This window comes from Sphingomonas sp. (assembly GCF_030145815.1).
Taxonomy (GTDB): domain Bacteria; phylum Pseudomonadota; class Alphaproteobacteria; order Sphingomonadales; family Sphingomonadaceae; genus Sphingomonas.
In genome coordinates this window covers 66,086-84,992 of record NZ_JAIXHL010000015.1, presented here as the reverse complement: position 1 = coordinate 84,992, position 18,907 = coordinate 66,086, and the positions used below count along the sequence as shown (strand labels likewise).

General features: G+C 65.2%; 20 protein-coding genes. 9 read left to right on the top strand and 11 right to left on the bottom strand.

Going from position 1 to position 18,907, the window contains the following annotated elements; translation table 11 throughout:
- The first annotated feature begins 25 nt into the window (after positions 1 to 25).
- Positions 26 to 835 (top strand): SDR family NAD(P)-dependent oxidoreductase, encoded by an 810-nt coding sequence (locus KYX69_RS14525; protein WP_300498516.1) that lies wholly within the window; start codon positions 26 to 28, stop codon positions 833 to 835.
- A gap of 15 nt (positions 836 to 850) precedes the next feature.
- Positions 851 to 2,857 carry an FAD-dependent oxidoreductase gene (locus KYX69_RS14520; RefSeq protein WP_300498515.1) on the top strand — a complete coding sequence of 669 codons (2,007 nt, stop codon included), beginning with the start codon at positions 851 to 853 and terminating at the stop codon, positions 2,855 to 2,857.
- Positions 2,858 to 3,042: 185 nt separating this feature from the next.
- Here the strand turns inward: KYX69_RS14520 and KYX69_RS14515 are convergent, their stop codons facing one another.
- Entirely contained in the window at positions 3,043 to 3,813 is a 771-nt protein-coding gene (locus KYX69_RS14515) for an SDR family NAD(P)-dependent oxidoreductase (protein ID WP_126003441.1), read from the bottom strand.
- Positions 3,810 to 4,739 carry an alpha/beta hydrolase gene (locus KYX69_RS14510; RefSeq protein WP_126003440.1) on the bottom strand — a complete coding sequence of 310 codons (930 nt, stop codon included), beginning with the start codon at positions 4,737 to 4,739 and terminating at the stop codon, positions 3,810 to 3,812. The genes KYX69_RS14515 and KYX69_RS14510 overlap by 4 nt, the downstream gene beginning before the upstream one ends.
- A 115-nt stretch (positions 4,740 to 4,854) precedes the next feature.
- Here KYX69_RS14510 and KYX69_RS14505 point away from each other — a divergent pair, with 115 nt between their 5' ends.
- Positions 4,855 to 5,475, top strand: a complete 621-nt coding sequence (locus KYX69_RS14505; RefSeq protein ID WP_206431319.1) for a cysteine hydrolase — start codon at positions 4,855 to 4,857, stop codon at positions 5,473 to 5,475.
- Here the strand turns inward: KYX69_RS14505 and KYX69_RS14500 are convergent.
- Positions 5,472 to 5,891 carry a PaaI family thioesterase gene (locus tag KYX69_RS14500; protein ID WP_066580735.1) on the bottom strand — a complete coding sequence of 140 codons (420 nt, stop codon included), beginning with the start codon at positions 5,889 to 5,891 and terminating at the stop codon, positions 5,472 to 5,474. The genes KYX69_RS14505 and KYX69_RS14500 overlap by 4 nt on opposite strands.
- Positions 5,888 to 7,021, bottom strand: coding sequence for an epoxide hydrolase family protein (locus KYX69_RS14495; protein WP_126003438.1), 1,134 nt, complete (start codon positions 7,019 to 7,021; stop codon positions 5,888 to 5,890). Before KYX69_RS14495 ends, KYX69_RS14500 begins: the two co-directional genes overlap by 4 nt.
- A 125-nt stretch (positions 7,022 to 7,146) precedes the next feature.
- Between KYX69_RS14495 and KYX69_RS14490 the strand changes: the two genes are divergently transcribed.
- Positions 7,147 to 7,944 carry a tyrosine-protein phosphatase gene (locus KYX69_RS14490; protein ID WP_300498512.1) on the top strand — a complete coding sequence of 266 codons (798 nt, stop codon included), beginning with the start codon at positions 7,147 to 7,149 and terminating at the stop codon, positions 7,942 to 7,944.
- Positions 7,941 to 8,711 (top strand): enoyl-CoA hydratase, encoded by a 771-nt coding sequence (locus tag KYX69_RS14485; RefSeq protein WP_241231066.1) that lies wholly within the window; start codon positions 7,941 to 7,943, stop codon positions 8,709 to 8,711. Before KYX69_RS14490 ends, KYX69_RS14485 begins: the two co-directional genes overlap by 4 nt.
- On the opposite strand, the gene KYX69_RS14480 is transcribed toward KYX69_RS14485, so the two are convergent.
- Genes KYX69_RS14480 through KYX69_RS14470 form a run of 3 tightly spaced genes read right to left on the bottom strand, consistent with a single transcriptional unit; the run spans position 8,708 to position 11,943 of the window.
- On the bottom strand, positions 8,708 to 9,475 hold the full coding sequence (locus KYX69_RS14480; protein WP_126003436.1) for an SDR family oxidoreductase: 768 nt from the start codon (positions 9,473 to 9,475) through the stop codon (positions 8,708 to 8,710). The two genes, KYX69_RS14485 and KYX69_RS14480, sit on opposite strands and share 4 nt — an antisense overlap.
- Complete coding sequence (locus KYX69_RS14475; protein WP_126003435.1) at positions 9,475 to 10,854, bottom strand: acyl-CoA dehydrogenase family protein; 1,380 nt, start codon at positions 10,852 to 10,854, stop codon at positions 9,475 to 9,477. The genes KYX69_RS14480 and KYX69_RS14475 overlap by 1 nt, the downstream gene beginning before the upstream one ends.
- Positions 10,855 to 10,878: 24 nt before the next feature.
- Positions 10,879 to 11,943: a phosphotransferase family protein gene (locus KYX69_RS14470; protein WP_300498510.1), complete on the bottom strand. Its 1,065-nt coding sequence runs from the start codon at positions 11,941 to 11,943 to the stop codon at positions 10,879 to 10,881.
- Between the two features lie 153 nt (positions 11,944 to 12,096).
- Here KYX69_RS14470 and KYX69_RS14465 point away from each other — a divergent pair, with 153 nt between their 5' ends.
- Genes KYX69_RS14465 through KYX69_RS14450 form a run of 4 tightly spaced genes read left to right on the top strand, consistent with a single transcriptional unit; the run spans position 12,097 to position 14,909 of the window.
- Positions 12,097 to 12,888 carry an SDR family NAD(P)-dependent oxidoreductase gene (locus KYX69_RS14465; RefSeq protein WP_241231065.1) on the top strand — a complete coding sequence of 264 codons (792 nt, stop codon included), beginning with the start codon at positions 12,097 to 12,099 and terminating at the stop codon, positions 12,886 to 12,888.
- A complete protein-coding gene (locus tag KYX69_RS14460; protein ID WP_164523213.1) occupies positions 12,885 to 13,301 on the top strand; it encodes a nuclear transport factor 2 family protein in 417 nt (138 codons plus the stop codon). The genes KYX69_RS14465 and KYX69_RS14460 overlap by 4 nt, the downstream gene beginning before the upstream one ends.
- A gap of 2 nt (positions 13,302 to 13,303) precedes the next feature.
- A complete protein-coding gene (locus KYX69_RS14455) occupies positions 13,304 to 14,110 on the top strand; it encodes an SDR family NAD(P)-dependent oxidoreductase (protein WP_126003433.1) in 807 nt (268 codons plus the stop codon).
- 7 nt (positions 14,111 to 14,117) lie between these two features.
- Positions 14,118 to 14,909 (top strand): enoyl-CoA hydratase-related protein, encoded by a 792-nt coding sequence (locus tag KYX69_RS14450; protein ID WP_300498507.1) that lies wholly within the window; start codon positions 14,118 to 14,120, stop codon positions 14,907 to 14,909.
- Between the two features lie 6 nt (positions 14,910 to 14,915).
- On the opposite strand, the gene KYX69_RS14445 is transcribed toward KYX69_RS14450, so the two are convergent.
- The 4 genes from KYX69_RS14445 to KYX69_RS14430 are packed head-to-tail and all read right to left on the bottom strand — an operon-like array spanning position 14,916 to position 18,907.
- Positions 14,916 to 16,577, bottom strand: a complete 1,662-nt coding sequence (locus KYX69_RS14445) for an MFS transporter (RefSeq protein ID WP_300498505.1) — start codon at positions 16,575 to 16,577, stop codon at positions 14,916 to 14,918.
- Between the two features lie 54 nt (positions 16,578 to 16,631).
- Positions 16,632 to 17,162 (bottom strand): carboxymuconolactone decarboxylase family protein, encoded by a 531-nt coding sequence (locus tag KYX69_RS14440; protein ID WP_164523212.1) that lies wholly within the window; start codon positions 17,160 to 17,162, stop codon positions 16,632 to 16,634.
- 4 nt (positions 17,163 to 17,166) lie between these two features.
- On the bottom strand, positions 17,167 to 18,066 hold the full coding sequence (locus KYX69_RS14435) for a cupin domain-containing protein (protein WP_300498502.1): 900 nt from the start codon (positions 18,064 to 18,066) through the stop codon (positions 17,167 to 17,169).
- Positions 18,035 to 18,907 (bottom strand): NAD(P)-dependent oxidoreductase, encoded by an 873-nt coding sequence (locus tag KYX69_RS14430; RefSeq protein ID WP_126003428.1) that lies wholly within the window; start codon positions 18,905 to 18,907, stop codon positions 18,035 to 18,037. The genes KYX69_RS14435 and KYX69_RS14430 overlap by 32 nt, the downstream gene beginning before the upstream one ends.

The window sequence follows — 18,907 nt, the reverse complement described above, 5'->3', positions numbered from 1 at the left end:
CCACCAAGAAGGATCGAGGAACGGCATGGAACTGAATCTCGAAGGCAAGCGGGCGCTGATCACCGGCAGTTCCTCGGGGATCGGCGTTGCCATCGCTGAAATGCTCGCGGCAGAAGGGGTATCGGTCGTCGTCAACGGCCGCGATTCTGCGCGTGTCGATGCGATCGCGAAGCGCCTTGCCGATCAGGGCCATCGGGCGGCGACCGCGTGTGGGGATCTGTCCACTGCGAAGGGGTGCGCCGCGGTGGCCGAAGCCGCCAACGCCGCATTCGGAGGCATCGACATCCTCGTCAACAATGCCGGTGGCAGCGCTGCGTCGGACAGCCCCAACTGGTTCGCCTATGATACCGATCAATGGGTCGAGACCTATCAGCGCAACACGCTGGCCGCGGTTCGGCTGATTCATGCCTTCGCGCCCGAGATGAAGGAGCGCGGCTGGGGCCGGATCATCAATATCAGTACCGCCGCCGCCATCACGCCGACTTCCGGGCAAGCCGATTACGGGCCGGCCAAGGCGGCGATGCTCAACATGTCGCTCGGTCTGTCCAAGGCGCTGAAACAGACCGGCGTCACCGTCAACAGCGTCTCTCCGGGCATGATCCGCACCGAAGGCCTGATCAAAGTCCTGAAAAAGATGGCGGACAAGCATGGCTGGGGCGACGACCTCGCCAAGGCGGAGCAGTATATCGCCAAAGGCGGCGGGCAAACAGTCAATCGGATCGGCGAGGTGCGCGACATCGGTTATGCCGTCGTCATGCTCGCCAGCCCGCGATCGGATTTCATCAACGGTATCAATTTCCATGTCGACGGGGGTCTTTCCCCGTCGCTGTCCTGAACGAGTCCGCAGCCAATGACCGGTTCGACCGCCTTTCCCAATCTGTTCACGCCGCTGCGTCTGCGCGGCGTCGAACTGCCGAACCGGCTGGTGATGGCGCCGATGTCGACCGAGCTGGGCGGGCTGGAAGGCGAGGTCACGCCCGCGATGATCGCTTTCTACCGCGAGCGTGCGCTGGGCGGCATGGGCCTGATCATCGTCGAATATACCTGTGTCGATCCCGATACCGGCCGCGCACACGAATATCAGCTGACGCTGGACGACCGGAAGAACCTCGACGGCCATCGCCGTCTGGTCCGCACCGTTCATGATGCGGGCGCGAAGATCTTCATGCAAATCCAGCATTGCGGCCAATATGCCAATCGCAAGGTGCTGCCTGGCGGTATGCCGGTGGGGCCAAGCGACATCTTCTCGAAGCGCGATCCCGAGCAGATGACCTGCCGCGGACTGACGTCCGAAGAGATCGCCAAGCTCGTCATATCCTTCGGCAACACCGCCGCGCTGGCCGTCGAGGCCGGCTATGACGGCGTCGAGCTGCATGGCGCGCACGGTTATCTGCTCACGCAATTCATGTCGCCGCTGGGCAACAAACGGGACGACGAGTGGGGCGGCGATGCCGAACGGCGCCTTGCCTTCCCGCTGGCGGTGATCCGTTCGGTTCGCGAGAAACTGGGTGAGCTGCCGCTGGTCTATCGGCTCTCCGCCGATGAGTTCCGGCCCGGCGGGCTGACGATCGACGACATGGAAGAAATCGCACCGAGGCTGGTCGAGGCGGGGGCCGATGCGCTGCATGTCTCGATGGGGTGGGGCGTGGGCCCCGCCTTCGAGAAAGTGGTGGAACCCATGTCGATGCCCGAGGGCTGGCGCATTCCCTATGCGGCGCGCATCCGGGCTGCGACGGGCGTCCCGGTGATCGCGGTTGGCCAGATCCGGTGGCCCGAGACGGGAGAACAGGCGGTCGCGAGCGGCGATGCCGATCTGATCGCGCTGGGCAGGCCAATGCTGACCGATCCCGAATGGGCGAACAAGGCGAAGGCGGGCAGGCGCGACCTGATCCGCCCATGCACTTCCTGCAACTGGTGCATCAGCCCGCACCCGGGACGCGTCCAGGTCGGCTGCGCTGAAAATCCACGCACCGGCACCGAACTCGATCCGCCGATTCCCGCCGATATGGGCAAGGGCAAGCGCGCTGTCGTGATCGGCGCAGGTCCGGGCGGCGCCTCGGCGGCACTGCTGTTGCAGCAATCGGGGTTCGAGACGCACATCTTCGAGACCCGCGAATTCACCGGCGGCGGCATCATCGCGTCGGCCACCCCGCCGGGCAAGGACAAGCTGTTCTGGTATTCGGACTATCTGAGCAACCGGCTGGCCGAGAGCGCGGTCGTCCGTCATTTCGGCAAGCGGGCGGAACTGAAGGATATCATCGCGCTGGACCCGGATGTCGCGATCCTCGCTGCGGGCACGCGCCGCATCGACCTGCCCATCGAGGGCCTTGACGATCCGATCGTGATGGATGCCTATGACCTGTTGATGCGCGAGCGCGACCTCGGGCTGGTCGAAGGACAGCATGCGATCGTCTATGGCGGCGGCGAAACCGGCTGCGAGACCGCGGAATTCTGCGCGCATCACGGCGTTCATGTGACGTTGGTCAGTCGTTCCCCGGCCGACAAGCTCGCCCGTTCGGCGGAGTGGGTCTATCGGATGGGCCTGCTGCGCCGCCTGCACGAAAATCCGCTCATCACGATCGTCGACAACAGTCATGTCCGCGGCGTCGGGAATCGCAAGGTGACGATCGAAACTGGCGGCGTCGCCCGCGAGATCGAAGCGGATCGCCTGTTGCTCGCCCAGGGGCGCCGATCCGCCGACGAACTGGCCGCGGCGCTCGGCGATGCCGGGATCGCCGTCAGCGTGGTCGGCGACAGCCGTCAAGTCGGGCGCATCGGTGACGCCGTGCACATGTCCTACCGCGCGGTTCAGGCGCTGAGCGCACAATATGCGAAAACGCCGAAGCTGGCCTGCTGACCCGCGGATGGCGGGCAACGGCCGACAAGGAACCGCAAACATGGGCCGGCCTTCCATGTCGCAGACGGTACGCCTCGGGACGCGGCGCCCCGCGAGCTGCAGGAGGATGGTCATCGGGTTCGAGGCAGGAAGCCGTTATAAGCCGCGGCCGGGCCAGGCGGCTGATCCCTACCCCACGCTCATGACTATCGTACCATCAATACGCCACCATCGACCGAGAACATCTGCCCGGTCATGAACCCCGCGCCGTCACCGGCCAGGAATACCGCTACGGGCGCGAAATCGCGTTCGGCATCGCCGAACCTCCCGCCCAGCGGGATCGACGTCGCCAGCGAGGCGTCATGCGCGGCAAGCTGCTCGGGCGTCATCGCCGCGCGCGTCGCCAGATACATGTCGGTGCTGATCACCGGACAGATCATATTGACCGTGATGTCATGCTTCGCCCAGGCGGTGGCGATCGATCGGCTCCATGCCATCACCGCCCCCTTTGACGCGGCATAGTCGGCCTTGATCGCCGACCCCGTCGCACCGGTAGAGGAGGCGAAGTTGATGATCCGTCCGCCGCCATTGGCCTTGAGATAGGGCAGCGCAGCCTGGTTGGTCAGCATTGTTCCGCCGACATTGACGCGAAGCACGTCCATCAACTGCTCGTGGCGGATATCTTCCGCGGGCGTTGTCGGGCAGATCGCGGCTGCGTGGATCAGGCCGTCCAGCCCGCCAAGCCAGTCCACGGCCTGCGCAAATGCCGGCAACACCTGATCTTGCTCGGCAACGTCCACCTTCAGGAAGTGCGCTGATCCGGCCTCCCCGGCGAGGCGCTCGGCCAATGCCTCATAGCCCCTGCTGCGATAGAAACCGATGACTTTCGCCCCTTCGCGAACGAACGCAGCGGTGGTCGCCGCGCCCATGCCCGTCGCCGCCCCGGTGACGATGAACCGTTTGCCTGCAAGCTTCATGGCGTCCTCTCCGGCCAATAGGCGAAACAACTCCGCAGCGCGGCGATCAGCGCCAGCGGCTGGTCCGCCATGATGTGATGCCCTGCATCCGGGATGCCGATGAAGGGCGTTCCTTCGGGATAGATGCCGCGCATGTAGGTGGCGATTTCATCGCGGATCAGTTCCGACCGTTCCCCGACGATCAGCGCTAGGGGGCACTGCGCCCTGCGCGGCAAGTCGGCGAGGTTCTCCCCGCTGCGGCTTTCAAGGTCGCGCCAGATTTCAGGGTCGAAGCGCCATGTCCAACCGCCCTCCGCTTCGTGCAGGCCGCGCCGCGCGATGTGATCCACCGCATAATGCTGGTCGCCGATGGTCGGCGGCATGAAGCGGAACCGCCCGAGCGCCTCCTGCTCGCTCACATAGACTTTGTGCGGGCGAGGCTTCGGGCGCGGCACCTCCGCCATCAGATCCTGCGGGATGATCGCGCTGTCGAGCGAGACAATGCCGCGGATGCGGGGTTCGCGTGCGCTCGCAATGAGCGCAGGGTAGCCGCCCAGCGAATGCGCGACGACCATGGTGCCGGTGCCATTGTCGAGCGCAGCGGCGTCGATCGCAGCGATCGCCTCCCTGGCCCATGCGTCGAATGTGTAGCCAGGACGGCGCCCCGAACTGCCCATCCCGCTCCAGGAGATCGCCGCGCATCGCCACTCGTCGGCAAAGAAGGGCGCGGTATAGGACCACCAGTCCGCATGGGCGCTGTCGCCATGGAGGAACAGCAGCCCCGGTTTGCCGACCTCACCCCATGTCAACAGCTCGACGGGAACACCGTCGCATTCGAAGATCGATCGCTCGGGTAGCTGGTCTATTGCCCATCGATACCATGCAGGCGCAGGCGGCGGCGCACCGGCATAAGGGGCAAGCACTCCGGCTGGCTTCATCTGGTCCATGCCCTACCTCTTCCCGCCTGCGCGCAACGCCGCAATGTCCGGCGCATTTGATCAAGGATGTGCGGGAATAGACGGCTCGTTTGCGCTACCTCGGCTCGCCACAGAGGAGCATGCAATGGCAAAGGAAATGAAGATCGAGGGTCGCGCCGCGCTGATCATCAACGAATGCCAGCTTGGTGTCGTCGATGCGGCCTATGCTGGCTTCAGGGGGCTGGCCGACCAGGTTGCCGAGCGCGGGATCCTCGATCGCATCGCGACGCTGGCCGATGCATTCCGCGCCAGGGCGCTGCCGGTATTTCATGCCCCCGTCGTCCATCGCGACGATCTCGCCGACATCAAGCCCAATTCGCTGATCAACGCACTGACACTGAAGGGCGGCAAGCTGAAGAAAGGGAGCGTCGAGGCGGAATTCGTGCCGCAGTTGAAGCCGCATCCTCAGGACTTCGTGCTTGACCGGCCCGCCGGCCTGATCGCGTTCAACGGGACCAATCTGGATGCGACGCTGCGGCGCATGGACATCCAGACGGTGGTGCTCACCGGCGTCTCGACCAATATCGCCATGCCCGGTAACACCATGGCCGCCGTCGATCTGGGCTATTATGTCGTGATCCCGGAAGATTGCACCGCAGGCGCCGACCCCGAGACGCATCGCGTGATCGTCACCGAACAATTGCGCATGCTCGCGCGCATCACGACCGCGGACGAGGTGATCGCGGCGCTCGACCGAGCCTCCTAGCCGCCGATCACCTTGTTCACCGCGGTTACCGTGAACTGAAGCTCGCCACCGGCAAAGGCCTGCGCATCGACGAACACCAGGCTTCGGGTGCGGCGCGAAGCTTTAGCCCGCACTTCCAGCAACTGACCAAGCTTGGGCGCGCGAAGGAATTGGATGGTGAGGGAGATCGTTACCACGGGCGGCCCAGCCGGATCCCAAGCAGCGCCGGCGGTTCCGACTTCCGCGAGGAAGGCGATCAGACCGCCATGCGCCATGCCCCAGCTGTTGACATGATGGTCCTCGACATAGAGCGCGACCCACTTCTCCGGCTCGCCACCGGGGACTTCGACCGTCTTGTGGAAGATGCGCCCGACATGATTCGGGAATGCGCTTGGCGACTCGGCATAGCTATACCCGTCGGGAATCAAGTCGGTCATGCGTGAGTCTCCGTCAGCCAGACCTTGTCGGCCCATTTGATCACATCGGCGGCGAAGGCCTGCGGCGCCTCCATCGCGGCGAAATGCCCGCCCGTGCCCGGCTCGGTCCAGTGGACGAGATTGAAGCATAGCTCGACCCGGCTCCTGGGCGGTGGCGGCATGAGCGCATCGCGGGGGAAGGCGGCAAAGCCCGTCGGCACTTCGCAACGCTGCCCGGCAGCCACGTTGATACCGCCCTCTCGGATCAGTCCGTGATAGAACCAAAGCGACGAGGCAAAACTGTCGGTCATCATGTAGAGCATGACGTTGGTGATCAGATGGTCGAGGCCGAATAGGGTCTCGAGATCGCCCTGGGACAGATCGGCCCAGTCGTGAAACCGCTCGAGTATCCACGCTGCTTGCCCCAGCGGATTGCCTGCCCCGAGCCAGCCGAGCGAGAGGGGCTTCACCATCTGCAACGCCGAATAGCCGCCGAGCATCTGCTGCGCGGCGCCGGATTTCGCCATCCAGGCGGTCTCCGCCTCATTCTGCGGCGGCTCGGTGCTGCGCAGGCCCAGCATGTTGAGATGGATGCCGCGCACGCCTTCGGGATGGTTGAGACCGATCTGCGACGTCACCGTCGCCCCCCAATCGCCTCCCTGCGCAAGATAGTGCGGATAGCCCAGGACCTCACGCATCAACCGGTCCCAGAGCGCTGCCGTTCGCTTCGGCCCGATCGGCTGATCGGGTTTGCCGCTGAATGCATAGCCAGGAAGGCTCGGGATCACGAGATCGAACCCCGCGGCCGACAATGGCTCGATCACCGACCAGAATTCGTAATGGGAACCGGGCCAGCCATGGGTCAGCAACAAGGGCCGCGCATCCGCGACCGCGCTTTCGATATGGACAAAATGGATCGTCTGGCCGTCGATCTCCGCAATGAACTGGGGATAGAGGTTGAGATCGCGCATCGCCGCACGCCAGTCATAGCCGTTCAGCCACCGGTCGCGGAACCGCTCCAGGAAATCCCGATCGCAACCCAGCGCCCAGCCGGAACCTTGAGGCGCCGGCGGAAGCGGACAGGCCGCCACCCGGGCCTTCAGCGCCTCGACCTCGCGCTCGCTCCACTCAACTGCAAATGCCTTGACCATCGGCCCCTCCTTGGCCGCGGACCATCACCGCTCGGGCCGGGCGAGGCAATCCCGCACCCAGCACCTATGCGATGCTTTGCACTTCAACGCTGGCCGCAACCGCCACCGCCGGTCAGGGTGGGGGCATGGAATGCAAGACGAACAGGGTCCGACTGCGAACAGGCGAGGTCGTCGATCGCCATGTCCACCTCGAGCGCGCCAGTAATGTGCGCGACATGGGCGGCTATGCGACACGCTTCGGCCGCACGGTCCGGCGGGGCCGGCTCTATCGCGCGGGCGAACTGGCGAAGATCACCGATGCCGATATTGCCACGCTGGAGGCGCTGGATCTTCGCCTGATCTATGATCTGCGAACGAGCATCGAACGCGAACGGCGTCCGGCACGCAGCTGGGGATCGCAGATCCGTCGTCTCGCGCGCGATTATCGCCACAGCGGCGCAGATCTTCCCGCCCTCGCAGCCGCCGCGACCCCGACTGCTGCAGACATGCGCGATGGCATGCTGGCGCTTTACCGCGCCCTCCCCTTCGATCAGGCCGAGGCGTTCAAGTCGATATTTCAGGCCGCGGCAGCAGGTGAGCTTCCCCTGCTGTTCAACTGTGCCGGAGGCAAGGACCGCACCGGCGCGCTGGCTGCGCTCATGCTCGATGTGCTCGGCGTCGCCCGCCCGGACATCATGGCGGACTATCTGCTGAGCAACGTCTATCTCGATGCGGGCCGCCGCCGCTTCCACAACCATATCGGGCGGCAAGACGTCGATCCTGCGGTGTGGGAGCCGATGCTGATCGTCGATTCTGCCTATCTCGACGCGATGTTTGCCGCGATCGACGAGGTCCATGGCGATATCGTCGGCTATTTCGGGTGGCTTGGTCTTGGCGATGCCGAAATCAACGCGATCCGCACCCATTTGCTGGAGCCTGAATGATGGAAGAACCCGTCGTCCTCGTCGAACATCGCGGGCCGATCGCGATCGTCACGCTGAATCGGCCTGACGCGTTGAACGCGATGTCGCGGGCCCTGTCCGCGCAGCTTGCAGCTGCCTTTGCGGGTCTTTCCGACGCGACGCGGGTCGCGATCCTGACCGGCAAGGGACGTGCCTTTTGCGCGGGAATGGACCTCAAGGAATTGTCGAGCGGCGAGTCGGGGCTGCAAGCACCGGACGAGGACCAGGGTGCGGGCCATCGCCGTTTCGGCATGGCGGCATTCGATGGCCCGGTAATTGGCGCGATCAATGGCTTTGCGATTACGGGCGGGCTTGAGCTCGCTATGTGCTGCGACATCCGCATTGCGGCGCGCGGCGCCAAATTCGCGGATACCCATGCGCGCGTGGGCGTCATTCCGGGGGGAAGAATGAGCGCATTGCTCTCCCGCCTTGTGGGCATCGGGCGCGCCAAGGAAATGTCGCTCGGCGGCAATGCCATCGATGCCGAAACGGCGGAACGTTGGGGGCTGGTCAACCGCGTCGTCGAACCAGCGGAATTGATGCAAGCCGCGCTCAAGCTGGCCGACGACATCGCAGCGAACGACCCATCCGTCATCCGCCGATACAACGCGCTGATCGACGAGAATTTCGGTCTCACTTATGCCGACGCGATCGACAATGAGCATCGCAGATCACGCGATGCCAACCAGTCGTTCCGCAAGGAATCGCTCGACCGCGAGGCGATCGCCACAAAGGCCCGCAGCGCCTAGAGTGAGCGGCCTCCATCGATAGCGATGATTTGCCCGCTCACATAGGCCCCGGCCGGCGAACACAGGAACAGCGCCAGCCCGCCCATATCCCGCGCGGTGCCGAGGCGTCCGGCAGGTGTCCGCGAAATCCAGTCCTCCGCCGCCTGATCGCCGAGCGGCGCATTCATCCGGGACGGAAACCAGCCAGGCGCGATGGCGTTGACGGTGATGCGGTGCCTGCCAAGCTGACGTGCCATCACGCGTGTCATCTGTTCGACCGCGGCTTTGGACGGGCCGTAGGCAACCGACCCGCCATCCTCGCCGACCATCCGCGCGCCCACCGAGCTAATATTGATGACGCGCGAGAAGTCCTTGGTGCTCGCTCCAGCCTCGAGCAGCGGCAACAGCGCCTGTGTCAGCAGGAACGGCGTGCGGACGTTGAGCGCGAACACCTTGTCGAACCCCTCCAGCGGAAATGCCGGGAAGGGCGCGCCCCAGGTCGTGCCCGCATTGTTGACGAGGATGTCGATGGCGGCCTCGCGCGCGGCGATCTCCCCTGCGAGCCGGGCAATCGCATCGGGGAGCGACAGATCGGCGACGATGAAATCGCAGCCGATCTCGCTCGCTACCGCCTCGAGCGCGGCCCGCTTGCGACCGACGATACAGGTCCGCGCGCCATTGGCGGCGAGCGCGGACGCGATCATCCGTCCCACTCCGCTCGACCCGCCAGTCACGATCGCGGTCTTGCCCGCGACCGTGAACAGCGATCCGATCGAGAGATCCATCAGGCCGATACCCGCTTCAGGTTATATTTCTCGACCGGCAGGTTCTTCTCGATGTCCGCGCGGCCATCGTCGAAGGTCAGGCCAAGCTCATCGAGGATCGGCTTGAGCTGCTTTTCCGCCCACGCCTTTTTGAGGAATGTCGTCTCGCTCGGCAAGTTGCTGCCTTCGCGCGGCTTGTAGTCGCGCAGCACCTGCTTGGCGACGGCGCCGAGATGGAGCTCGGTCACGCCGTCCGCCGCTCCCTCGTGCAGCGCCACCGCGAGATACTCGCCGAAATGCATGATGTTCGACAGGCCGTGCGAGCCATGCAGATGCACCGCGCGGATCGTCACGTCCTGCGCGATCTTCGCCATTGCGGCCTTGATCGCGCTGATCATCTTGCGGCCCTCGCGGCCATGTTCCTGCTGCTGGTCGAACATCCAGGCGGTGTAGAGGACAAGCAGACGGAACTGCATATATTCGATATAGCTTTCGGCGATCATCGCCTGCACGGCCTGCTTGTTGCCGATCGGTTCCCCGCCCGACATGCGGCTGACCGCGCGCTCGGCCATCATGTCGATCAAATGCTTGACCAGCCCGATCGTGCGCTGGGCGTGATGCAGGCGCCCCCCGCCCAGCCGCGATTGCGCGACCTTGAACCCTTCGCCCACCGGTCCCAGCCGGGCGCTGTCCGGCACGCGTACCCCGTTGAAGCGGATCCAGGGATGGCCGCCCGAATTGGGGCTGTCCGTCCAGAAGCCGATGTTGCGGACGATCTCGAAGCCCGGCGCATCGGTCGGTACGATGAACATCGTCGCTCGGCTATGCGGCGGCGCCGTCGGATCGGTGGCGGCCATCACGATCATGAAGCTGGCATGGTTGGCATTGGATGCGAACCATTTGTCCCCGGTGATCACCCAGTCGTCGCCATCGCGAACCGCGACGCAGCGCAAATTGGTCGGGTCCGACCCGCCCTGGGGCTCGGTCATCGCAAAGGTCGAAAAAATGTCTCCATCGAGCAGCGGCTGCAGATATTGCGCCTTCTGCTCCTCGGTGCCGAACATTGCGAGGATCTCGCTGTTGCCGGTGTCCGGCCCCTGGCACCCGAACACCACCGGGCCGAAGGCGGAGGTGCCGAACATCTCGTTCATATAGGTGAGCTTGACCGCGCCGCAGCCGCTTCCGCCCAGATGTTCGGGCAGATGGGCAGCCCACATGCCATTGTCCTTCACCTCCTGCTGGAGGCGCTTGATGACCTTGCGAAGCGGCTTGTTCTCGATGTCGTAGGCGGCATCCTTGTCGTAATCATAGATGAATTCGAGCGGCCGGACCTTGTTCTCGACAAAGTCCTTCATCCAGTCGAGCTTCTTCTGGAACTCGGCGTCGACGGTGAAATCCATGGCTAGTCTCCTGGAGATAAGGTGTCAGCCCCTGGCGCGGGCGATGCTTTCGGCTTCGGACAGCAAGCCGCGGACAAGTCCGTCGAAACGCCGGCCCTTTTCGGGCGGCGCGAGGCCGATCGCTGCCTCGGCGACCTTGTATTCGATGATGCAGGCCATCCGGTATTTGGCGAGAATCTGGTAATAGTCGATGGCGGACACGTCGCGCCCCGTGCGCTCCGCGAAATAGTCAACTGCATCCTCGAACCAGGGAAACCGCACGGGATCGAGATAGGGACTGGCCGGCTGCGGTCCGTTGCCGCGGCGCAATTGTCCGCAATAGGCGGCAAGATCCATCATCGGATCGCCGATGGTCGAGGTTTCCCAGTCGATGATCGCCGCGAGCCGCGCAGGCGGGCGATTGGCGAACAGCACATTGTTCATCGCATAGTCGCCATGCATCAGGCCCCGCCGGCCGGTCGTCGGCACATTCGCGCTCAGCCAGTCGGCGACATAATCGAGGCCCGGCAGCTGGCGGCTTTCGAAGCCCGGATAACGGTCGGGATAGCTCGCGAGCTGGCTGCGCCACCGCTCCACCTGGCGTTCCAGGAACTTGTCGGGTTTGCCATAGCCCTCCAGTCCCGCCGCGACATAGTCGAGATTGGCCATCTCGACGATGCCGTCAATCATGGCATGCGCGAGATAATGCAGATCGGGCCCGGTAAAGGCGGCATTGAAGCGCATCTGGTTATCGACCGGGCTGAGATCGGCGGCCCAACCATCAACCAGATCCATGATGTAGAATGGACCGCCTGCGATCGAGGCGTCCTCGCAATAGCCGTGGAAGCGAGGGTGCGGGACCCGCGATCCGCCGAGCGCCTTCAGCACGGTCGCTTCACGCTGGATCGCCTTCGCGCTGGCGGGGGGCGCCTGCTCTGGCGCCTTGCGCAGCACGACCGCGATATCGCCGCGGCTCAGCCGGACAACGATGTTGCTGGTGCCGCCGGTCACGAAACTCGCTGTCAGCACGCCATCGCCCAGCGCGGGAACATTGGCCGTCAGCCACGCGTCGAGCGCTTCGAATTGCGCGGGCGTGAATAGATCGCTCATCCGATTCCTCTCCGTTCGCGCTTCGCTAGACACTTGACTAGACAAGTGTCCAGCAAGCCTCATGTTCCATCGCATCCATGATGCGATGTGCTTGCGGGTTGCGCCGGACGGTTCCGAAGCCTTGGGTCGAGATCGCAGCGACAGGAGAGAATAGTGCAGCTCCAAGGGAAGGTCGCGGTCGTGACCGCAGGCGCGAACGGAATCGGAGAGGGCGCAGCGCTCGCTTTGGCGGGCATGGGCGCCGACATCGTGCTGGGCGATATCGATGCCGGCAACGGCGCGCGCGTCGCGGCAGCGGTCGAAGCGATCGGCCGCCGCGCAGCCTTCCGGCCCGCCGACATGATGCAGGCCGATCAGGCGCGCGCGCTGGTGGATTTCGCAGCGGCCGAGTTCGGGCGGATCGACATTCTGGTCAACAATGCAGGCGGCGTGCGCCCGCGCGCCTTTCTCGATCAGAATGAGGGCAATTGGCAGCGCGTCACCGATCTCAACTTCACCTCCATGCTGGCCGCGACCCAGTCGGCGGCGCGGGTGATGGCGAACGGGGGCGCGATCGTGAATGTCGCCAGCACCGAAGCGTTGCGGGCGGCGCCAGGGTTCAGCGTCTATGCTGCCTGCAAGGCGGCGATGGTCGAGTTCACCAAGACGATGGCGCTTGAGCTTGCCCCGCGGGCGATTCGGGTGAACTGCATCGCGCCGGACCTGATCGATACGCCCGGCCTGCGCCCGCATATGCCGACCGAGCCAGCCAGGATCGCGGCGCGCGATCGTCATGTGCCGCTGGGTCGAATGGCGACGATCCATGAAGCAGGATCGGTCATCGCCTTCCTTGCTTCCCCGGCTGCGTCCTGGGTGACCGGAGCCACCATCCCGGTGGACGGTGGCATCACGGCGGCCGGCGGATGGCATCGCTCCGAGACCGGCCACTGGCAGCTTGCGTCATGACCGAGTCCGAGCAGGCACAGGCGCGCGCCGAGATTCGGCATCTTCAAAGCGTTTACAACAGCGCTGGCGATCGCGGGAAAATCGACGAGGTGGCGGCGGTGTTTGCCGAAGATGGAGTGTTGGAGATTCCCGATGCGATCCATCGCGGACAACAGGCGATCGCGGGATTCCTGTCCGGCGTCGCCGCGACCGGATCGGAGGGGATCGATCTGCGCGGATCGCGCCATCATCTGACGACGAGCCGGATTGAGTTCACGGACGCGGGCAACGCACAGGGCTGGACTTATTTCTTCGTGATGCGCGCTGGCCAGGTGATCCAGGAAGGAAGCTATGTCGACCGCTTTGTCCGGGGGGCGGCCGGCTGGCGGATCGCGCATCGCCGGGTCAAGCTGCTCTGGACATTGGGAGATTAGGCATGGATATCGGCTTGGGTGACGCCTGTGTCTGCGTTTCCGGCGGCAGCGCAGGCATGGGCCGGGCGGCGGCGGAGGCCTTCGCGCGCGAGGGCGCAAAGATTGCCGTGATCGGGCGCGACGCCGGCCGCCTCGGCGAAACCGCCAGCGCGCTGCGCAAGCTGGGCAGTCCCGACGTGTTGACCGCGGTTGCCGATATCGGCGACACCGCATCGGTCGATGCTGCATTTGCGGCCATCGCGGCACGTTGGCCGCATCTCAATGCGCTGGTCAACGCCGCCGGACCGCAGACCTGCGGCCAGCCATGGCACGAAATCGATGACGCCCGGTGGATCGACTCGTTCAGCATCGGCGCGCTCGGCGCAATGCGGTGCGTTCGCGCCGCCCTGCCCTTGCTGCGCGCGGCGCCCTGGGCGCGGGTAGTCAACCTGTCCGCGATGTCGACCCAGCATCATTCGCGCGGGCTGGCGGACTATACCGCCGCCAAGGCCGCGCTGGTTTCGATCAGCAAGAACATGGCACTCGAACTGGCTTGCGAGGGTATCCTGGTCAACATCGTCTCGCCCGGCCCGGTCATGTCGGCCAATCTGCGTGCCTATGTCAGTTCGGGGTCGGAGGGTAGTGTCGATCCCGACGACCTTGCCGCATCGGGTCAATGGCTCAAGTCGCGGTTCGGCAGCAGCACCGATCTCGGCCGCGTGGCACATCCTGATGAGATCGCGCCCGTAATCCTGCTCGCCGCCTCCCGCATCTCCACCTTCATGACCGGCGCCAACACCAATGTCGATGGCGGCTCCCATTTCCAGTGAGGGCCAGATGAGCGAACTGCAGATCGACAGGCACGACGGCGGCATCGTCATCGCCACGATCAACCGTCCGGCGCGCATGAATGCGATCGACCGCAACCTGATCGCGTCGTTCGAGGCACTGTTCGACCGGCTGGACGCGGATCGCGAGGCCCGGGTCCTGATCCTGACCGGCGCCGGCCGCGCCTTCTGCGCCGGCGCTGACCTCAAGAGCGATTTCGTGGAAAGCGCCGGACCCGAAGAGTCGCTGGCTTCACAGCTTCGCCTAGCCAGGCTGATGGAGCGCATTGCCAATCTGCGCCAGCCGGTGATCGCCGCAGTCAACGGCGCGGCGGCGGGCGGCGGCTTCGCCTTCACGCTAGCCGCCGATATTCGCATCGCCGGGCGCTCGGCCCATTTTTCCATCGCCAACGCCCGGCTGGGCCTCTCGGCTGGCGAGTGCGGAATTTCCTGGCTGTTGCCGCGCCTGATCGGGCTGTCGCGCGCATTCGAGCTGATGCTGACCGGCCGAAAATTCGATGCCGAGGAGGCCGAGCGGATCGGCTATGTCGTGCGGACTGTGGCAGACGATGTGCTGCTCGATACCGCGCTCGAAACGGCCCGCCTGATCGCCGCGAACGCGCCCTTTGGCGTTGCGATGACCAAGGATGTCGTCCGCCGCAACCTGGAAACCGCTTCGATGCAGGCCGCCATTGCGCTGGAAGCGCGGACCCAATTGCTGTGCGGCGGTTCGGGCGACTTTCGCGAGGTGGTCAGCGCCTTTCTCGAGAAACGGCCGCCGGACTTCACGCGGAGCGGCTGATCGTCCTCAGGGGGCGAGCGTGGCGGGAAGCTCGCCCCGATCAGGCGTGTCCGCCTGCCAACGCACCGACCCGACCGGCCGCTCGAGGAGCCTGGTCATGCGAAGCTGACCATTCTCGCCATAGCGTTCGGCGATAACGCTCAGGAGCCCGAGCTCCTCGGCGGTCAGGCGGGTGCGATGGCGAAGATAGTCATGCCAGGTCGGACAGTGAAATCGCTCGATCCAGCGGCGCGCGTCAGCAATATCGCGCGCAAGCGACCAGGCGCTGGCCCCGTTGCGGCGACGGATGCGGCGGATTTCCAGCATGAGGTCATAGAAGCCGCGCGCATCTTCTTCGGGCACCATATGCACGACCTGGATGGCGATCGGGCCGCTGCGCCCGGTTAACGCGAGGTCGATCTCGGGGTCGGCCGGATCGTATCGGGCGGCGGCAGGGTTAGGGATATCTTTGGGCGATTTCATCAAGCGCCCGGCAATCGAAAAGGCCATCAACGCGACACCCGATGCGATCATCGCCGCTGTCAGCGACGATTCCTCCACGACATAGCCCCACACCCAGCTGCCGAGCGCGAAACCTCCCGCAGCTGTCGCCTGAAAGCCTGCGAGTGCCCGTCCCGAGACCCAGCGCGGCGCGCCCGTCTGAACCGCGACATTCAGCGCGGTCAGCGCCTGCGTCCAGACCGCGCCCAGGAAGATCAGGATCGGCGCCGCTACCCAAAGCGACCCTGCAAAGGCCAAGGCAATCATCGCGGCCGCCGTCAGCGCAACGCCATTCTCGGTCGGGCTGTGTCCCAGCATGCTGCGCAGCCGCTGCAGGAACACCCCACCGATCACCGCACCGCCGCCATAGCAGGCAAGCAGCAGGCCAAAGACGAGCGGGCCGCCCTGAAGATGGAGCTTCGAGATCAACGGCAGCAATCCCGCGACCGACGACGCCCCTGCACAATAGAGAAAACTGCGCACGATCACCGCGCGCATCGCCCCCGAATGTCCAATATACTGGATCCCCGAGACGATCGCTCCGCCCACGCGCTCCGGCGGCAGGCGCGGCGTGTCCGGCACGCGCTTCCAGCGCAAGAAGGCGGCGATCATCGGCACATAGAGCAGTACCGATGCCGCGAATGCCGCCGCCGCGCCGATGGCCGCGACGATCACGCCGCCCAGCGCCGGCCCGAAGCTGCGCGCGATGTTGAAGCTGATCGCGTTGAGGGCGACCGCGCGCGGCAGATCCTCGGACGGCACCTGTTCGGAGACTGCCGACTGCCAGGAGGGCGTGAACATGGTGTTGAAGATGCCGACCAGAAAACACAGCGCCAGCAACAGCCAGGGCGTAAGCAGGCCTGATAGGGCCACGCCAAGGAGCAGCAGGTTGGACAAGGCGGCGCCGCCCATCGCAAGGATGGCCACCCTGCGCCGGTCATAGCTGTCGGCGATCGCGCCCGCCGGCATTGCGAGGAACAGAAAGGGCAGCATCAGCGCGGACTGGACCAGCGCCACCATCTGCGCGCTGTCCGTCAGCAGGGTCATCGCCCAGGCTGCACCGACGCCAGTGATCAGCAGCGCCAGGTTCGACATCAGGCTGGCGAGCCATATCTCACGAAAATTGCGATGGACGAGCGGCTGGAAGGCGCCGCTGTCCTTTCTGGCGCCATCAGCTTCTTCGTTCACCGCTTCGCCGCCATGCTGCGTCCACATCCGCGGCAAACGGCGCCCAGCGACGCATCATCCAAGAACGGCCTCGCCGTCACCCAGCAGATCCAGTGTATGCATGAATCGATGCCCCGCCATCGTCTGTGCGCAGGTCCAGCCCAGCTCGACAATCTCCGCGACCGAAAACGCCTCAGCCAATTCGACATAGGTCGTCGGCGTGATCGCATCGGGTTCGGTACACAGACGCACCAGGAACTGGAGCGCGAGACGTTCACGCCGCGAATAGCTGCCGGCGTCGGGATCGATCAGGCACGCGACGTCGCTTTCGGCAACGTCCGTCTCCTTGCGCGATTGCGAGCAGGGTCCGCATCCGTTGAGCTGGGCGCTGCGGATGCGAAGCAGCTCGCGTAGCCGGTCATCCAGCAGCGACCGGCGGAACATCGCCTTGTACCCCTCGTCCATCGCGCGCAACGCGGCGGGCGCACGCGCCATGACCTGAAGCGGTAGCGTCTGGCTGTACATGCCCGTCGCCTGACCGGCGGCGATCCGCGCGCGGCTCTCGTCATCGATCTCTTCCATCGGCAACGGAGCGATCACCGGCATCGTGTTACTCCGTCCAAGCGAAGTTGGTGGTCCGCAGCTGGCTGTGAAGGCCGGTATCCTGCACGACATAGCTCAGCATCATCTTGTCTCCCCGGTTGTGGTGCGAATGCACCGCGCCGGGCGGAGTGACGAACAGCGTATCGGGCGCCCAGTCGATGCGCTCGCCATCGACCATCGAATAGACGCCCTCGCCCTCGATGCTCAGTGTCAGCGCAACCGAGCTGTGACGATGCGGCCGCTGGTCGCCGCCGGGCTCCAGTGTGTTGAGCGCCGAGAGCAGGGTCGGCGTCGTGACACGGCGACTTGCCATCATCGTGGTGAGGAACACGACGGACTTGCCCGCCGCACGCTGTTCGCTGTTGCGGCCATGGACGTTGTGGAGATGCTGTGCGGCGATCTCGCCGGGAAACAGCGTCGGCTCGATCGCGGCGTCGCCCGGCGCCGCCCGCAAATAGGCGAGCTCGGGCTCGTTGGTCACTTGCAGCAGGATCGCATCCTGCGCTGCCAGATGCTCGACCGGCTCACCGCCGGGCAGGCAGAATGCATCGCCGCGCTTCCACGCGAAGGATTCGGCCCGGCACACCGTCTCCCCCGCGCCGCGCATGACGTAGAAGACCTCGCCGGTCGAGCAGTGCTGATGCTGCAGCGTTTCGCCCGCGCGGATCACGACATAGCGGGCCAGCATGGTCGGCGTGGTCGCGGGCCAGGGGCTGCCCAGCTGCTCGGACAGGTCGCAAGGGATCGAACCGGTCGCTGCATCGGCCGCGAACGCGCGATCGCGCTCCGCGCGGAACGCCGCGGCCGGCACTTTGGGCACCGGGCGGTCGAAGGCGATTTCGGGCGCATAGAATTCAGCGCGCGCGGCGGCCCTGTCAGGCCGTACCATAGACGATATATTCGCCATGTTCCTCCTCCTTCACCGGCAGAAGCGTCACCCCGCCGGAGATCAGTTGTTCGAGTGCATCCAACCCGGCCTGAGCCAGCGGCCGCCAATAGGCGCGTTCGTCCGCCGGCATGGCCTCGATCGCCAGGTCGACATCCTTCACCAATACCCCTCGCACATGATGCGCGCGCTTTGGCACATGCAGCCGCGCGATCAGATCGACAGCAAAGCTGCGCCCGGTTCCCACCATCAGCGCCTGGCGCAGCGCCGCGGGCTCGACTCCCACCTTCCGGCCGAGCGCAAGCGCGTGGAATGCCTGGCCGATATTGACCACGGCCATCAAGTTATTGACCAGCTTCGCATTCATCGCGGCGCCGACATCGCCCATGCGGATGATCGTTCCGGCGTAGCTCTCGAGCACCGGCATCGTCCGTGCGATCGCACCGGCATCGCCCCCCGTCATCACCAGCAATTTGCGCGCGAGCGCGGCATGCCCTGATCCCGACACCGGCATATCGAGCAAGGCGGCGCCCCGGGCGGAAACCATTTGCGCCAGCTCGACACAGGTTTTCGGGTTGATGGTCGAATGGATCGCGACCAGGCTTCGCTTGCGCAGGGCCGCGATCATGCCGCGATCGATCAGCAGTTCACGTACATCGGCATCACCGGTCACGCACAGGCAGACCAGATCGCAAGCTGACGCCAGCGCCGCAGGATCTGCCGCAACCCCTGCCCCGCGCGCCACAAACCGCTCGATCGCAGACGCCCGCCGTGCCCAGACCATCAGCGGAAAGCCCGCATCCGCAATCATGCGCGCCATCGGGCCACCCTGATCGCCCAGACCGATGAATCCGACCCGCAT

What these genes read in the sequence shown, in the direction of transcription:
- KYX69_RS14470 (WP_300498510.1), bottom strand. Translation starts at nt 11,943, where the DNA reads ATGAGCGATCTATTCACGCCCGCGCAATTCGAAGCGCTCGACGCGTGG.
- KYX69_RS14460 (WP_164523213.1), top strand. Translation starts at nt 12,885, where the DNA reads ATGACCGAGTCCGAGCAGGCACAGGCGCGCGCCGAGATTCGGCATCTT.
- KYX69_RS14490 (WP_300498512.1), top strand. Translation starts at nt 7,147, where the DNA reads ATGGAATGCAAGACGAACAGGGTCCGACTGCGAACAGGCGAGGTCGTC.
- KYX69_RS14430 (WP_126003428.1), bottom strand. Translation starts at nt 18,907, where the DNA reads ATGCGGGTCGGATTCATCGGTCTGGGCGATCAGGGTGGCCCGATGGCG.
- KYX69_RS14450 (WP_300498507.1), top strand. Translation starts at nt 14,118, where the DNA reads ATGAGCGAACTGCAGATCGACAGGCACGACGGCGGCATCGTCATCGCC.
- KYX69_RS14510 (WP_126003440.1), bottom strand. Translation starts at nt 4,739, where the DNA reads ATGGACCAGATGAAGCCAGCCGGAGTGCTTGCCCCTTATGCCGGTGCG.
- KYX69_RS14495 (WP_126003438.1), bottom strand. Translation starts at nt 7,021, where the DNA reads ATGGTCAAGGCATTTGCAGTTGAGTGGAGCGAGCGCGAGGTCGAGGCG.
- KYX69_RS14485 (WP_241231066.1), top strand. Translation starts at nt 7,941, where the DNA reads ATGATGGAAGAACCCGTCGTCCTCGTCGAACATCGCGGGCCGATCGCG.
- KYX69_RS14505 (WP_206431319.1), top strand. Translation starts at nt 4,855, where the DNA reads ATGGCAAAGGAAATGAAGATCGAGGGTCGCGCCGCGCTGATCATCAAC.
- KYX69_RS14515 (WP_126003441.1), bottom strand. Translation starts at nt 3,813, where the DNA reads ATGAAGCTTGCAGGCAAACGGTTCATCGTCACCGGGGCGGCGACGGGC.
- KYX69_RS14455 (WP_126003433.1), top strand. Translation starts at nt 13,304, where the DNA reads ATGGATATCGGCTTGGGTGACGCCTGTGTCTGCGTTTCCGGCGGCAGC.
- KYX69_RS14480 (WP_126003436.1), bottom strand. Translation starts at nt 9,475, where the DNA reads ATGGATCTCTCGATCGGATCGCTGTTCACGGTCGCGGGCAAGACCGCG.
- KYX69_RS14520 (WP_300498515.1), top strand. Translation starts at nt 851, where the DNA reads ATGACCGGTTCGACCGCCTTTCCCAATCTGTTCACGCCGCTGCGTCTG.
- KYX69_RS14435 (WP_300498502.1), bottom strand. Translation starts at nt 18,066, where the DNA reads ATGGCGAATATATCGTCTATGGTACGGCCTGACAGGGCCGCCGCGCGC.
- KYX69_RS14525 (WP_300498516.1), top strand. Translation starts at nt 26, where the DNA reads ATGGAACTGAATCTCGAAGGCAAGCGGGCGCTGATCACCGGCAGTTCC.
- KYX69_RS14500 (WP_066580735.1), bottom strand. Translation starts at nt 5,891, where the DNA reads ATGACCGACTTGATTCCCGACGGGTATAGCTATGCCGAGTCGCCAAGC.
- KYX69_RS14475 (WP_126003435.1), bottom strand. Translation starts at nt 10,854, where the DNA reads ATGGATTTCACCGTCGACGCCGAGTTCCAGAAGAAGCTCGACTGGATG.
- KYX69_RS14440 (WP_164523212.1), bottom strand. Translation starts at nt 17,162, where the DNA reads ATGCCGGTGATCGCTCCGTTGCCGATGGAAGAGATCGATGACGAGAGC.